The organism is Paenibacillus sp. FW126-R14 (genome assembly GCF_058789495.1).
In genome coordinates, this window is record NZ_JBYTBS010000008.1 from 59,965 (window position 1) to 72,720 (window position 12,756).

The window sequence follows — 12,756 nt, forward strand, 5'->3', positions numbered from 1 at the left end:
TGCCCAAATTATAGTAGATGAGTTCCTCTTTTGCCCAGTAAAAGCACGTAAACTTTACGTAAATCCGACCCAAAAATTCACAAATCATTTATCTCTATTTAACATTGGTCAAATAACGCCCAGCTAAGCTAATAGACGTAGAACTAGTCTAATAATTTTGTGGAGGACAATAAATGAGTACGCTCGATCAAGACTTGCCATTTACAACCGCTCCGAAAAAAATAACAACACGCGCCGGGCTCCCTCCCCGTTCCCTCTCTCTCTCCAAATGGGCGGAAACGATACTTGGTTATGTTTTCTTATTCCCGTCACTTCTGCTCTTTGGCATCTTTCTGTTTTATCCGCTTCTGCAAACCGTGTATCTGAGCATGCACGAAACCGATCCCAGAGGCAGAGTGGCTTCCTTCGTCGGATTCGACAACTTCACAGCGATTTTCACATCAGAACGATTTTATAAAAGCTTGGAAGTCACCGGGCTTTTCACCCTTCTGACGGTACCGACCAGCATTGTCCTTGCGCTGCTTCTCGCCGCTCTCACGCATAATCAGTTAAAAGGCATGCGCTTTTTCCAATTTATTTTCTCGCTGCCTGTCGTGCTGTCCGTTAGCACAGCCTCCGTCATCTGGATGATGCTTTTTCATCCTAGTGTCGGTATGCTCAACTACCTCCTGCACATGATCGGCCTAGAGCCTGTAGCTTGGCTTACAGATCCTAGCTGGGCACTGCTCTCCGTCTCTATGATGACCGTCTGGATGAATCTCGGCTTCAATTACATCGTGCTGTTCAGCGGCTTGCAAGGCATTCCCGATGAAATTTACGACAGCGCCAAAATCGACGGGTCCGGCCCGATTCGGACGTTTGTGCAAATTGTTTTCCCGCTGCTTTCCCCAACGGTGTTCTTTGTCACGATTGTATCGATCATCGGCGCTTTCCAATCCTTCGGGCAGATCCATATTCTGACCAGAGGCGGTCCCGTCAACTCCACCGACGTGCTCGTTTATAACTTGTATCAAGACGCATTCATCAACTTCCGGTTTGGGACTGGAAGCGCGCAAGCCCTTGTGCTGTTCACGATCATCCTGATTTTCACCCTGGTGCAATTCAAAGTGTTCGAAAGGAACGTGCATTATCAATGAACCGTCCACTGCAAAATACATTCGTTTATGTCCTGCTCGCCATAGCCGCCGCGCTTGTGCTGTATCCTATCTTCTACATGTTTTCAGCTACGTTCATGACACCTGATGAAGCTTCGGCTTATCCGCCGCACTTCTTGCCGGGCAGCTTCTATATAGGCAGTATTCTCGCCGTTTTTCACCTCGTTCCCATAGGAACATTTATTGTTAACAGCTTTGTCGTCTCCCTGCTCATCATGATCGGACAGCTGCTGACATCCTCCATGGCCGCCTATGCTTTTGCCAATATTCGTTTCAAAGGGAAAGCTTTCATTTTCTCGCTGTTTATGGCGACGATGATGATTCCTTGGGAAGTCACGATCATACCGAATTATTTGACGGTCAAAAAGTGGGACTGGCTCGACAGCCTGCAGGGTCTAACGGTTCCTTTCCTGGCAACGGCTTTCGGCACTTTCCTGCTCCGCCAATTTTTCCTGCAGCTGCCCAAAGAGCTCTTCGAAGCGGCGCGCATCGACGGCTGCGGACATGTCCGCATCTTTTCCCGGATCGTGCTGCCTCTGGGAAGGCCCGCTCTGGCAACGCTCGCGGTCTATTCCTTCTTGAACGCTTGGAATATGTATTTGTGGCCGCTCCTCATTACGAACAGCGAGAAGATGCGAACCGCACAAATCGGCATCGCCATGCTGCAGTTTGAAGAATTAACCGTGTGGAACCTCGTTCTGGCCGGCGTGACGATTGTCCTTTTGCCATCCCTGCTGCTGCTCGTACTCGGTTTAAAACAGCTTGTTCGCGGACTTACCGCCGGAGCTGTGAAAGGTTGATCTTGTTGGCTCTTCTGCAAAAGCCTAACGCTTAAAGCAGATTTCCATAAATAAAATGAACTAAAGGGAGAGAAGCAAATCCATGAATTCCGTAAACGTAAGAGTTTCCGTTCTTGCCATGACAGCTCTCACGATGATGTTGACAAGCGCATGCGGCAAAGCAGAAGTAACGACATCCGGCAGTGCGGCGCCCGCTAGTTCAACCGCAACAGCAGCAGCGTCAGCAGCACCGACAAAAGCCGCAGAACCGGTCAAAGTGATCTGGTGGCACTCCATGAGCGGAGAGCTGGGCAAGGCCGTAGACAAACTGGTGACAGATTTCAATGCTTCCCAGAAAAATGTGCAGGTCGAAGCCGTGTATCAAGGTACATACGATGAAAGCTTAAACAAAATGAAAGCCTCCATGGATACCAAAAGCGGTCCGTCTCTCATTCAAGTCTACGAGATCGGCTCCCGTTTCATGATCGATTCCAAAGCGATTACACCGATTCAGAAATTCGTGGACGCCGATAAATTCGATCTCTCTCAGCTTGAAGAAAATATTTTGAATTATTACAAAGTTGACGATAAATTAAATTCTATGCCTTTTAACACTTCAAACCCAATCCTTTACTACAACAAAGATATGTTCAAAGCCGCCGGACTAGATCCAGAAAAGCCGCCGACAACCTACGAAGAAGTTGCAAAAGCCGCGCAAGCGTTAAGCAAAGACGGTAAAGCCGGCGGATCCTTCGCCATTTACGGTTGGTTCATGGAGCAGTTTTTCGCCGGTCAAGGCGCCGAATTCTTAAACAACGGAAACGGGCGCACCTCCGCAGCTACAGAAACGTTATTAAACAATGAAGCAGGCGTCAAAACATTGACTTGGTGGAAAGGCATGGTCGATAACAAATCCCTCATGAATCTTGGCCGCAAAACAGATGATACGAAAAAAGCTTTCCTTGCCGGTCAAGTTGCGATGACACTCGATTCTACCGCTTCTTTGCGCGGAATTGTGACAGGTGCCGATGGCAAATTCCAAGTCGGAACAAGCACGATGCCTAAACCAGCGGATGCCAAAGACGGCGGCGTAGTTGTCGGAGGCGCAAGTCTCTACATCTTGAACAACAAGTCCGAAGCCGAGCAAAAAGGCGCTTGGGAATTCATCAAATTCCTGACGAACCCGCAAACGCAAGCTTGGTGGCACGTCAATACAGGGTACTTCCCAATTACGAAAAAAGCTTATGATGAGCAGCTTGTGAAGGATAACTTAGCGAAATATCCGCAATTCCAAACAGCCATCGACCAGCTTCACAACACCAAAGCCAACAAAGCGACGCAAGGCGCGGTCATGGGCGTATTCCCTGAAGCCCGTCAGCTGGTTGAAACAGCCATTGAAGAAGCGCTCACTGGAAAAAAAGCACCGAAAGAAGCGCTGGACGCCGCTTCGAAAAGCATTACGGAGAAGCTCGCCGCGTATAACAAAACCGTGAAATAAACCATTGACCTTTTCCAGCAACCGGCATATACTTTTATTCAACTTCCATATTCGATCGTGCCTATGATGAGAATCCAACTCGGAGGCGTTTTCGCCAAGCATGCCTGCAAATTTTTTAAGGTCATGCTAAGTTAACCGGCACCGCCCGTTACCGCGGAACCAAGTGGAGAAGCATTCTCGCGAATGTTTCTTAAATTGGGTGGCACCGCGAGCAAACGCTCCTCGTCCCAATCGGATGAGGGCGTTTTTTTGTTGGTCAAAAATTCGGTTACGGGAGGCAGCTTCACATGAACAAAAGAAATCGCAGGTACAATTTCAATCCGGGTCCGGCCGCACTGCCATTAGAGGTACTGGAAGAGGCACAGGAGCAATTGGTGGACTATGAGGGCAAAGGGATCTCCCTGCTCGAAATGTCGCACCGCAGCCGCACGGTCGAGGAACTGAATCATGAAACGCAGACGCTTCTGCTGACTTTGCTCGGTTTGCCCCAAGGGTATGAAGCGATCTTTATGGGCGGAGGGGCAAGCACACAGTTCGCTCTCCTGCCGATGAACTTTTTAAAGCCTCATCAAACGGCCCACTATGTATTGACTGGCAGCTTTGCGGAAAAAGCTTATAAAGAAGCGTCCTATTTGGGGAGCACCCACGTCGCGGCAAGCTCAAAAGAGCACAAATGGCGCTATATCCCGGCAATAAGCGGGGAATCTCTCAGCGGGGATCCGGCTTACCTTCATATCACGATGAATAACACGATTGAAGGCTCGCGCTATACGTCGATACCCGAAGTCACTGCAACGCCGCTCGTTGCCGATATGACAAGCGAAATTCTAAGCAGGAAGCTGGATCTGAGTCCGTTTTCGATGATCTATGCCGGCGCTCAGAAAAACCTGGGTCCTGCGGGCGTCACGGCAGCCGTTATTCGCAAAAGCTGGCTGGAGCAAGCCTCCGACCGTATCCCGGAAATCATGCGCTACGCGGCATTTGCGAGCAATAAATCACTATTGAATACGCCTCCCGTCCACGCGATCTACATGATGAATTTAGTGTTAAAATGGGTAGAAAAACAAGGCGGCGTGGAACAATTAGAACAACTGAATCTTGCAAAATCAGGCTTGATCTATGATGCTATTGATAGGAGCGGCGGTTTTTATCAAGGCATTATTGATGCCAAAGACCGCTCGCCGATGAATATCACTTGGCGCATGGTGAATGAAGACCTCGAACGTCAATTTGTTGCGGAGTCCGAAGCTCACGGCTTTGAGGGCTTGGCCGGTCACCGCAGCGTTGGGGGTCTGCGCGCTTCCGCATACAATGCCGTCCCTCATGAAGCCTGCCAGGCTCTGGCTGATTTCATGCTGGATTTTGCACGCAGGCACGGATAAAACAAGAAGAGAAGAGGAATTTTCATGGACAACCCATTAGCGAAAAAGCTGCGATTGGTCAACTGCAAACGCGCCCTGATTATGAATGCACCGGAAGGTTATATCGACAGTCTGTCACCCATGCCCGAAGGCGTTCATCTAACCGATCTCAAAGAGGGTGCGCAGGCCTATGACTTCGTCCAGGTTTTCGCTTATACGCGCGACGATGTCGAACAGCTAGCTCCTGCGGCCATTGAGGCTGTGACGCCGGACGGCATGCTGTGGATCAATTACCCCAAAGGCACAGCCAAAATAAAAACGGACATCAATCGCGACTCCGGCTGGGAAACCGTCAATGGGCTGAACTTCGAAGGTGTGAGCCTGGTCTCGATCGATGAAACATGGTCCGCCATGCGTTTTCGCCCTATCGGCCTTGTGAAGCCGCCGCGCAGCGAGCGGTTAGCCGGTCGTTCCGCCGATTCAGCGAAACCGGCTGCTCCGGCCGATAAAACGATCATCGTGCCTGATGATCTGGCAGCAGCTTTTGGCGCTGCTCCTGCCGCTGCCGCGTTTTTCGAGACGCTGTCCTATACGAACCGCAAAGAATACGTCCGCTGGATTACAGATGCGAAGCGCGAAGAAACACGAAGCGGGCGGGTTGCCAAAACCGTAGACAAACTCTCCCGCGGCATCAAAAATCCGACGATCAAAGAGGAATAACACGGCCCAAATAATAAAAGAGTCCCGTAGAGCGGCTTGCGCCATGCTCTCGGGACTTTTTATCTAAAGGTGTTGGAAACCGAACTAATGATGCTTATTTACCAAGTTGGTGGATCGGGTGTCCAAGCGCACCTTCTGCCGCATCCATGATCATTTCAGTCAATGTCGGGTGGGCGTGAATCGTCAGGGCGATGTCTTCCAGGTTAGCACCCATTTCAACCGCAAGAGCAAGCTCTCCGATTAAGTTCGATGCTTCCGGACCAACGATTTGGCCGCCAAGCAGTTGACCTGTTTCTTTGTCGCCGACAAGCTTCACGAAGCCTTGACCTGCGTTCAAAGAGTTAGCGCGGCCGTTGGCTGCATAAGGGAATTTGCCGATTGTCACGTTGATGCCTTTGGCTTTTGCTTCCGTTTCGCTCAAGCCTACGCCGGCAATTTCCGGATCGGAGAACACAACAGCCGGCATCGCTTTGTAATCGACGATGCTGGAGTGACCTGCGATTGCTTCAGCAGCCACTTTTGCTTCATAAGAAGCTTTGTGAGCCAAGGAAAGACCAGGAACAACATCGCCAATGGCAAAGATGTGCGGGATGCTTGTTCTGCCTTGGTTATCAACTTCGATCAAACCGCGGTCCGTCATTTTCAAGTTAATCAGGTCAAGACCAAGCTCGCCATCCGTATTCGGACGACGGCCAACCGTTACTAGTACGTAATCAGCTGTAACTTGTTTCTCTTCGCCTTTAACTGTGAATGTTACCGTTACGTCGTTCTCGGTTTTCGTGCAGGATTGGGCTAACGCTTCCGTATGAACTTCTACGCCAACTTTCTCCAGGTTGCGCGCAACGAGCTTCGTCAATTCTTTCTCGAAACCTGGCAGCACGTGATCGGAGCCTTCCAGCACCGTTACTTTCGTGCCGAACTTCGCATACGTTTGACCAAGCTCGATCCCGATGTAGCCGCCGCCGATAACGACCATGCTTTTCGGTACTTCAGGCAAGTTCAAAGCTTCCGTTGAAGAAATAATTCTTCCGCCGTAAGGGAATGCTTTCAGCTCAATCGGACGGGAACCCGTCGCGATAATGCAGTGCTTAAAGCGGTAGCGAGGAGCTTCTGCATCGTTGAACACACGTGCTTCGTGCTCGTTGATGAACATCACTTCGCCTTTGAACGTTTGGATCTTGTTGCCTTTGAGCAGCGCGCTAACGCCGCCCGTTTGTTTGGCAACGATGCTGTTTTTCCATGCTTGTACCTTTGCAAAGTCCACTTTCACGTTCTCTACAGAGATACCCATGCTGTCAGCGTGCTGCGCATGCTCATACGTATGAGCTGCGGAGATCAACGCTTTGGAAGGGATACAGCCGCGGTTCAAGCAGACGCCGCCCCAATCCGATTTATCAACGATAAGCACGCTTTGGCCAAGTTGAGCCGCACGAATGGCTGCGACGTAACCGCCTGGGCCCGCACCAATGACGAGCAAATCAATATCTAAAGAAGCATCTCCTACTACCATGCTGTTACACCTCCAAGACGAGAAGCTCTGGATCAGCCAGAAGCTGTTTGATGTAGTTCAAGAAGCTTTGCGCTGTCGCACCGTCAACGATACGGTGATCGAAGCTCAAGGAAAGCGCCATAACCGATGCCGCAACGATTTGACCGTTTTTCACAACCGGTTTCTCCGTGATGCGGCCTGCACCCAAGATAGCAACTTCAGGGAAGTTGATAACCGGTGTGAAGAACATACCGCCTACGGAACCGATGTTTGTAATGGAGATCGTACCGCCTTTCATCTCGTTCGGAGACAATTTGCCTTCGCGTCCGCGAAGAGCCAAGTCTTTGATGGAAGAAGCGATCGACCATACGTTTTTGCGGTCTGCGTCATGGATAACAGGAACGAGCAAGCCGTTGTCCGTATCTGTCGCAATTCCGATATTGTAGTACTTTTTGTACACGATTTCTTGCTTCTCTTCGTCGATCATCGCGTTCATGACCGGGAATTGACGGCATGCCGCTACCAATGCTTTCACGATGAAAGGAAGGTAAGTCAGCTTCACGCCTTTCTTCTCGGCAAGAGGCTTCGTGCGCTCGCGCAGCGCGACTAACGCGCTCACGTCGATTTCGTCCATCAGTGTCACGTGCGGTGCCGTGTACACGGATTTCACCATCGCGTTCGCGATCACTTTCCGGATTCCCTTGAACGGAATCCGCTCTTCTACGCGATCGCCCGCAGCGACCTGCGTGCTAGCCGCAGGTGCCGCGCTGCCAGCTGCTTCCGCTGCAGCTGGCGCTTCTGCTGCCGGAGCCGCGGCGCTGCCCGCTCCGTTAAAGCCTAGCACGTCCTCGCGTGTTACGCGGCCGTGCTTGCCTGTAGGCGTCACCTCTGCGAGTGTGATGCCTTTTTCTCTTGCGAGCTTGCGCACGCTAGGCGTCGCAAGCACTTCGCGGCCCGCGCCGGCGCTTGGCGCGGCCGGAGCTGGAGCAGCAGCTGCTGGCGCTGCTGCAGGAGCCTCTGCTACGGCTACCGCTGTAGCAGCAGGTGCCGCTGCCGCCGCTGGCGCAGCGTGGTTGGAGCTGGCGTGGTGCATGGACTCAGCCGGCATCTCGCCAGTGACTTCGATTGTCATCACGAGCTCGCCAATCGTGCATACTTGTCCGTCTTTGACGGCAACGCTAACGACTTTGCCTTCTACCGGACAAGGAACTTCAACGACTGCTTTATCGTTCTGTACTTCCATAAGAATCGTTTCATCCGTTACGGTGTCACCCGCTTTAACGAGCATCTTAACGATTTCGCCTTCATGTATGCCTTCACCAAGCTCTGGGAACTTGTATTCAAACAATGCCACGTGTACAACCTCCTGTTACATTCGACTGTGAATTAGAATTCGAGTACTTGTTTAATTCCCGCAATGACACTTGCCGGGCTAGGCAGCCAAGCGTCTTCGATTTGAGCGAACGGATAAACAGTATCCGGCGGCGCAATACGTAGAACCGGAGCTTCCAGGTGAAGAATCGCTTTTTCATTAATTTGAGCAATAACCTCTGCGGCTACACCGGAAGTTTTTTGCGCTTCTTGTACGATAATTGCACGGTTTGTTTTCTTAATCGAAGCGACAATCGTTTCGATATCCAGCGGAAGCAGGGTACGAAGATCGATAACCTCCACTTTCACGCCTTGTGTTTTCTCGATCTCTTCAGCCGCTTTTACGGATGTATGAACCATTGCTCCGTAAGTAATAACGGTTACGTCGGAACCTTCACGAACAACGTTCGCTTTGCCAAGCTCAATCGTATATTCGCCTTCAGGTACTTCTGCGCGGAATGCGCGGTATAAGTTCAGATGCTCCATGAAGAAGACAGGGTCATTATCGCGAATTGCGGAAATGAGCAAGCCCTTAGCATCGTAAGGATTGGAAGGAACGACAACTTTGATCCCCGGTGTTTGCACCAATAAACCTTCAAGCGCATCCGTATGAAGCTCAGCCGCTTTTACGCCGCCGCCGAATGGCGTACGGAATACGATTGGCGAGTTGTAACGTCCGCCGGAGCGGTAACGCATACGGGCAGCTTGCACGCAAATTTGGTCAAGCGCTTCGTAAATAAAACCAACGAATTGAATCTCAGCGATTGGACGGAAGCCTTGAACCCCAAGACCTACGGCAAGGCCCCCGATTGCAGACTCGGCAAGCGGCGTATCGAATACGCGGTCTTCGCCGAACTCTTTTTGTAAACCTTCTGTAGCACGGAATACGCCACCAACATGGCCAACGTCTTCGCCGAACAAAATTACATTTGGATCTCTTTCCAGTTCCACGCGCATTGCGTCTTTAATCGCTTGAATCATCGTCATTTGTGCCATGACTTCTCCGTGCCTCCTAAGAGTTTTTCGCCAGAAAAACTGGCATCGTAAGCAAATGCTTTGTCTTTCGCCAGAATCTGGCTCGATCAGCTAAAATTTATTTATACGCTTGCTTCTGTTCTTCGAGATGTGCCGGTGTAACTTCGAACATGGAATCGATCAGGCCAGGAACTGTCATTTTCTCAGTTTCTTCCGCTTTTTTGATATGTTCAGCTACTGTAGCTTTCGCTTCTTCTTTTACTTTCGCCTCTTCCTCTTCGCTCCACAAACCTTTTTTCGTCAAGAAAATTCGCATGCGGGTAAGCGGATCTTTAGGCTCCCAATCGGATTCCTCGTCTTTGGTACGGTATTTCGTCGTGTCATCGGCCAAAGAGTGCGGACGGAAACGGTAAGTCAACGCTTCAATCAATGTAGCGCCTTCGCCTTTACGGCCTCTCTCAGCAGCTTCTGTTACAGCTTGAACAACAGCCAGAACGTCCATTCCGTCTACTTGCACCCCTTTGATACCGGCAGCAAGAGCTTTATGGGCAACAGATAGCGCTCCTGTTTGTTTCGCATATGGCGTAGTGATCGCATAGCCATTGTTTTGTACAAAGTAAATGGCAGGCAGCTTGAATGCTCCTGCAAAGTTCAAACCTTCGTAGAAATCGCCCTCGGAGCTTCCTCCGTCCCCTGTATACGTAATCGCTACACGCGGTTGATTGCGTTTTTTGAAAGCCATAGCAACGCCTGTTGCATGCAAAATTTGTGCGCCGATAATAATTTGCGGCATAAGTACATGAACATCTTGCGGAATTTGACCGCCATGTTGATGTCCGCGGGAATATAGGAATGCTTGGTACAGCGGAAGTCCGTGCCATACGAGCTGCGGCATATCGCGGTAACCCGGGCAAATAAAGTCATCTTTATTTAAAGCAAATTCACTGCCGATCATGGAAGCTTCTTGTCCGGATACCGGCGCATAGAAACCAAGACGTCCTTGACGACCGAGATTAACAGCTCTTTCGTCCCATACACGCGTGAATACCATTCTTCTCATTAACTCTTTTAATTGGTCATCGCTAAGTTTAGGCATTTTGTCGGGATTTACAACTGTGCCGTCCGGAGCCAGTACTTGTAAAGGCTCAACCTTTTCTGTGGTCACTTCGTAATTTGCTTGGCTGACAAGTGGCTTACTCATACCATTTCACCTCTTATATGATTTTGATGCCTGCTAGCTACACTTCTGTTATAGTATTATTATAAACCTGTTTTTGTGAATTGTACACCTGTTTCCTTATGACATATGACCTTTTTTCGCTCAAGTGAATAGTACAGTTCATGAAAATATATAATACAGTTAACAATAAATTTACAACTGCTATAATACACCTTACCATTCTGTTTCCAACTTGCACTTGCAATCCCATTTTCCACCAATGGAAATAAAAGGAGATTACTTATGACTGATGACTCACGTTATTATCAAAGAACCATTGTCAAAGATGCGCTCACCTCTGTCCTGCTTCAAGAAACTCGCCCGCTTCGCATTTATTTGCCTCCCGGTTACAACGAGCTGCTCTCCTATCCGGTCATTTATTGCCAGGACGGCGAGCAATTCTTTAATTTCGGACGCATTACCACAACGATCACCCGCTGCATCCTGGATGAAGACCTGGAGCCGGCCATCGTGGTCGGCGTCGATGTTCAGACAGCCAACCGCACGTCCGAATATGCGCCGGAAGGGGAGCGTCATGACGCCTACTGCCGCTTCTTCGCCGAGGAGCTTCTCCCTTACATAGAAAGCCGTTATCCCGTACGCGCTGAGCGGAGTGAGCGTATTGTCGCAGGCGATTCCCTGGGGGGGACCGTCTCCCTGCATCTCGCCTTAGATTATCCTAGCCTTTTTTGCCGTGTTATATCCTTATCGGGCGCATTTTTCGACATTACCCGCGAACGCATCAAAGCGGCGGATGATTTATCCTGGCTGGAAATGTATATGCTGATCGGGTTAGACGAGACGGATGTCAAAACCGAGCGCGGAACCTTTGACTTCGTCAGGGAAAACCGCTTGGCCAAGGAGGAGCTGGAAAGGAAGAATGCCGTTCTTCATTATATCGAAAAGCCCGGCAAGCATTTGTGGGGATTCTGGCAGGGAGAGCTGAGCGCGGCTCTGCATTATTTTCTTGCGTAAAGGACATCAACGGAACTATAGAACGCTTCTGAGGCGCCTTAAGGGGTGTCCTCGTTAGAACTGGCAGCTAAGGAATGGGATTATTCTAGCCGCTACTTGTAATTAACGCCGATTACTCCACCTATTCTCTGCAATTGCTTCACTTTTGTCCTAATAACTGGATTTTCTCGCACTAATTTCGCCAAATCCAGGGGATTTCGTCCAGCTACCGACGATTTAGATGGCGTTTCTCCTGCTAATCCGTTCCCTGCCACTGAGCAGTACAGATTAACGGTAGATTTTCCACTATTTAAGCTGGAACAGCTTATAGATCGTCCCCCACGAGTTATATAAAAAAAACGGTCCCTCTCCCGTCAACTGACGAAATCAGACCGTTTTTTTACCCCTTAATCGCATATCGCTCTCTCAACAGCTCCACCATGCCGTTAATTTGATCTTCATCCGGATACCCCGGAATCGCCTCAGGACGCTTCAATTGCATCCCTCTGGCATTCATGATTTCAATTAAGTTTTCTGTAAATTGCTCTGCTGTTAAAGGAATATTCAAGCATTCCGCCAAACTGGCCATGCTCCCCGGGGCTACTGTCGGATAATCAGCAGGGTCTGCTGAACCAGCCGCGCGTTCGTAAAAGCTCCTGGCTAGCGTTGCTTTCCCCTCGCCCTCACCTTCCGCGATGATGAAAGCTTGCACCGATAGAGCCCGCTGCTGCCTGCGCTGCGCGATCCCGCAAAACTTACGCCCGCCTACGCTTAAATCGAACTCTCCCGGACAAAAGGAGCCCATTACCTCACCTTGATCGATGCGATCGGTAAGTTTGCTCATGATTTCACGGATCAGGGCCACCATCATCTCAAAATCTTTCCGATGCTCCATGTCCCCTGGCTCTTTCGGCAGCAGCAGAGAAACATTCACGACCCCCAAATCCAGCGGAACCGCTGCCCCGCCTGAATTTCTTACCGCTGTATCATAGCCTTGTTCGATCAACCACTGGTTGGCAAGCGCAGCTTCCGGGAGGCGGCTGTCTCTAAGTCCCATCACAAAAGCACGCGGATGCCGCCAAATGTGCAAAATCGGCGGGGATACTTTGCCAATCGACCGGCATAAAAGCTCTTCCAACGCAAAGGCATACAGGACGGATCGCGAATCTGTTTCAAGTGTCCGATCCAGGATAACCATGGAAGAAGAAAGTGGTGCATGTATCATTTTTTATATTC

Annotated in this window: 12 protein-coding genes; 6 read left to right on the forward strand and 6 right to left on the reverse strand. The window is 50.1% G+C overall.

Annotation, left to right across the window (positions count from 1 at the left end):
* The first annotated feature begins 173 nt into the window (after positions 1–173).
* The 3 genes from AC3WRW_RS07800 (at position 174) to AC3WRW_RS07810 (ending at position 3,431) form a co-directional block, all read left to right on the forward strand.
* Positions 174–1,136, forward strand: coding sequence for a carbohydrate ABC transporter permease (locus tag AC3WRW_RS07800; RefSeq protein ID WP_492545781.1), 963 nt, complete (start codon positions 174–176; stop codon positions 1,134–1,136).
* Complete coding sequence (locus tag AC3WRW_RS07805; protein ID WP_492545782.1) at positions 1,133–1,954, forward strand: carbohydrate ABC transporter permease; 822 nt, start codon at positions 1,133–1,135, stop codon at positions 1,952–1,954. Before AC3WRW_RS07800 ends, AC3WRW_RS07805 begins: the two co-directional genes overlap by 4 nt.
* A gap of 82 nt (positions 1,955–2,036) precedes the next feature.
* Positions 2,037–3,431 carry an ABC transporter substrate-binding protein gene (locus AC3WRW_RS07810; protein WP_492545783.1) on the forward strand — a complete coding sequence of 465 codons (1,395 nt, stop codon included), beginning with the start codon at positions 2,037–2,039 and terminating at the stop codon, positions 3,429–3,431.
* A 131-nt stretch (positions 3,432–3,562) separates the two neighbouring features.
* Here AC3WRW_RS07810 and AC3WRW_RS07815 read toward each other — a convergent pair whose 3' ends face one another.
* A complete protein-coding gene (locus AC3WRW_RS07815; RefSeq protein ID WP_492545784.1) occupies positions 3,563–3,691 on the reverse strand; it encodes a hypothetical protein in 129 nt (42 codons plus the stop codon).
* 27 nt (positions 3,692–3,718) lie between these two features.
* Here AC3WRW_RS07815 and serC point away from each other — a divergent pair, with 27 nt between their 5' ends.
* Both serC and AC3WRW_RS07825 read left to right on the forward strand, forming a co-directional pair.
* A complete protein-coding gene (serC, locus tag AC3WRW_RS07820; RefSeq protein WP_492545785.1) occupies positions 3,719–4,813 on the forward strand; it encodes a 3-phosphoserine/phosphohydroxythreonine transaminase in 1,095 nt (364 codons plus the stop codon).
* A 24-nt stretch (positions 4,814–4,837) separates the two neighbouring features.
* The gene (locus tag AC3WRW_RS07825; protein ID WP_492545786.1) at positions 4,838–5,512 is read left to right on the forward strand and encodes a YdeI/OmpD-associated family protein; all 675 of its coding nucleotides are present in this window, start codon (positions 4,838–4,840) and stop codon (positions 5,510–5,512) included.
* Between the two features lie 94 nt (positions 5,513–5,606).
* Here the strand turns inward: AC3WRW_RS07825 and lpdA are convergent, their stop codons facing one another.
* From lpdA to pdhA, 4 genes are all read right to left on the reverse strand, one after another.
* Positions 5,607–7,022, reverse strand: coding sequence for a dihydrolipoyl dehydrogenase (lpdA, locus tag AC3WRW_RS07830; protein WP_492545787.1), 1,416 nt, complete (start codon positions 7,020–7,022; stop codon positions 5,607–5,609).
* Between the two features lie 4 nt (positions 7,023–7,026).
* Complete coding sequence (locus tag AC3WRW_RS07835; protein WP_492545788.1) at positions 7,027–8,355, reverse strand: dihydrolipoamide acetyltransferase family protein; 1,329 nt, start codon at positions 8,353–8,355, stop codon at positions 7,027–7,029.
* Between the two features lie 32 nt (positions 8,356–8,387).
* Positions 8,388–9,368, reverse strand: coding sequence for an alpha-ketoacid dehydrogenase subunit beta (locus tag AC3WRW_RS07840; protein WP_492545789.1), 981 nt, complete (start codon positions 9,366–9,368; stop codon positions 8,388–8,390).
* Positions 9,369–9,465: 97 nt separating this feature from the next.
* Positions 9,466–10,548, reverse strand: a complete 1,083-nt coding sequence (pdhA, locus tag AC3WRW_RS07845; RefSeq protein WP_492545790.1) for a pyruvate dehydrogenase (acetyl-transferring) E1 component subunit alpha — start codon at positions 10,546–10,548, stop codon at positions 9,466–9,468.
* A 261-nt stretch (positions 10,549–10,809) separates the two neighbouring features.
* Between pdhA and AC3WRW_RS07850 the strand changes: the two genes are divergently transcribed.
* Entirely contained in the window at positions 10,810–11,541 is a 732-nt protein-coding gene (locus tag AC3WRW_RS07850; RefSeq protein ID WP_492545791.1) for an alpha/beta hydrolase, read from the forward strand.
* A gap of 379 nt (positions 11,542–11,920) precedes the next feature.
* Here AC3WRW_RS07850 and AC3WRW_RS07855 read toward each other — a convergent pair whose 3' ends face one another.
* Positions 11,921–12,745: a lipoate--protein ligase family protein gene (locus tag AC3WRW_RS07855; protein WP_492545792.1), complete on the reverse strand. Its 825-nt coding sequence runs from the start codon at positions 12,743–12,745 to the stop codon at positions 11,921–11,923.
* Between the last annotated feature and the right edge of the window lie 11 nt (positions 12,746–12,756).

What these genes read in the sequence shown, in the direction of transcription:
- AC3WRW_RS07850 (WP_492545791.1), top strand. Translation starts at nt 10,810, where the DNA reads ATGACTGATGACTCACGTTATTATCAAAGAACCATTGTCAAAGATGCG.
- AC3WRW_RS07805 (WP_492545782.1), top strand. Translation starts at nt 1,133, where the DNA reads ATGAACCGTCCACTGCAAAATACATTCGTTTATGTCCTGCTCGCCATA.
- AC3WRW_RS07800 (WP_492545781.1), top strand. Translation starts at nt 174, where the DNA reads ATGAGTACGCTCGATCAAGACTTGCCATTTACAACCGCTCCGAAAAAA.
- pdhA (WP_492545790.1), bottom strand. Translation starts at nt 10,548, where the DNA reads ATGAGTAAGCCACTTGTCAGCCAAGCAAATTACGAAGTGACCACAGAA.
- AC3WRW_RS07825 (WP_492545786.1), top strand. Translation starts at nt 4,838, where the DNA reads ATGGACAACCCATTAGCGAAAAAGCTGCGATTGGTCAACTGCAAACGC.
- serC (WP_492545785.1), top strand. Translation starts at nt 3,719, where the DNA reads ATGAACAAAAGAAATCGCAGGTACAATTTCAATCCGGGTCCGGCCGCA.
- lpdA (WP_492545787.1), bottom strand. Translation starts at nt 7,022, where the DNA reads ATGGTAGTAGGAGATGCTTCTTTAGATATTGATTTGCTCGTCATTGGT.
- AC3WRW_RS07840 (WP_492545789.1), bottom strand. Translation starts at nt 9,368, where the DNA reads ATGGCACAAATGACGATGATTCAAGCGATTAAAGACGCAATGCGCGTG.
- AC3WRW_RS07810 (WP_492545783.1), top strand. Translation starts at nt 2,037, where the DNA reads ATGAATTCCGTAAACGTAAGAGTTTCCGTTCTTGCCATGACAGCTCTC.
- AC3WRW_RS07855 (WP_492545792.1), bottom strand. Translation starts at nt 12,745, where the DNA reads ATGATACATGCACCACTTTCTTCTTCCATGGTTATCCTGGATCGGACA.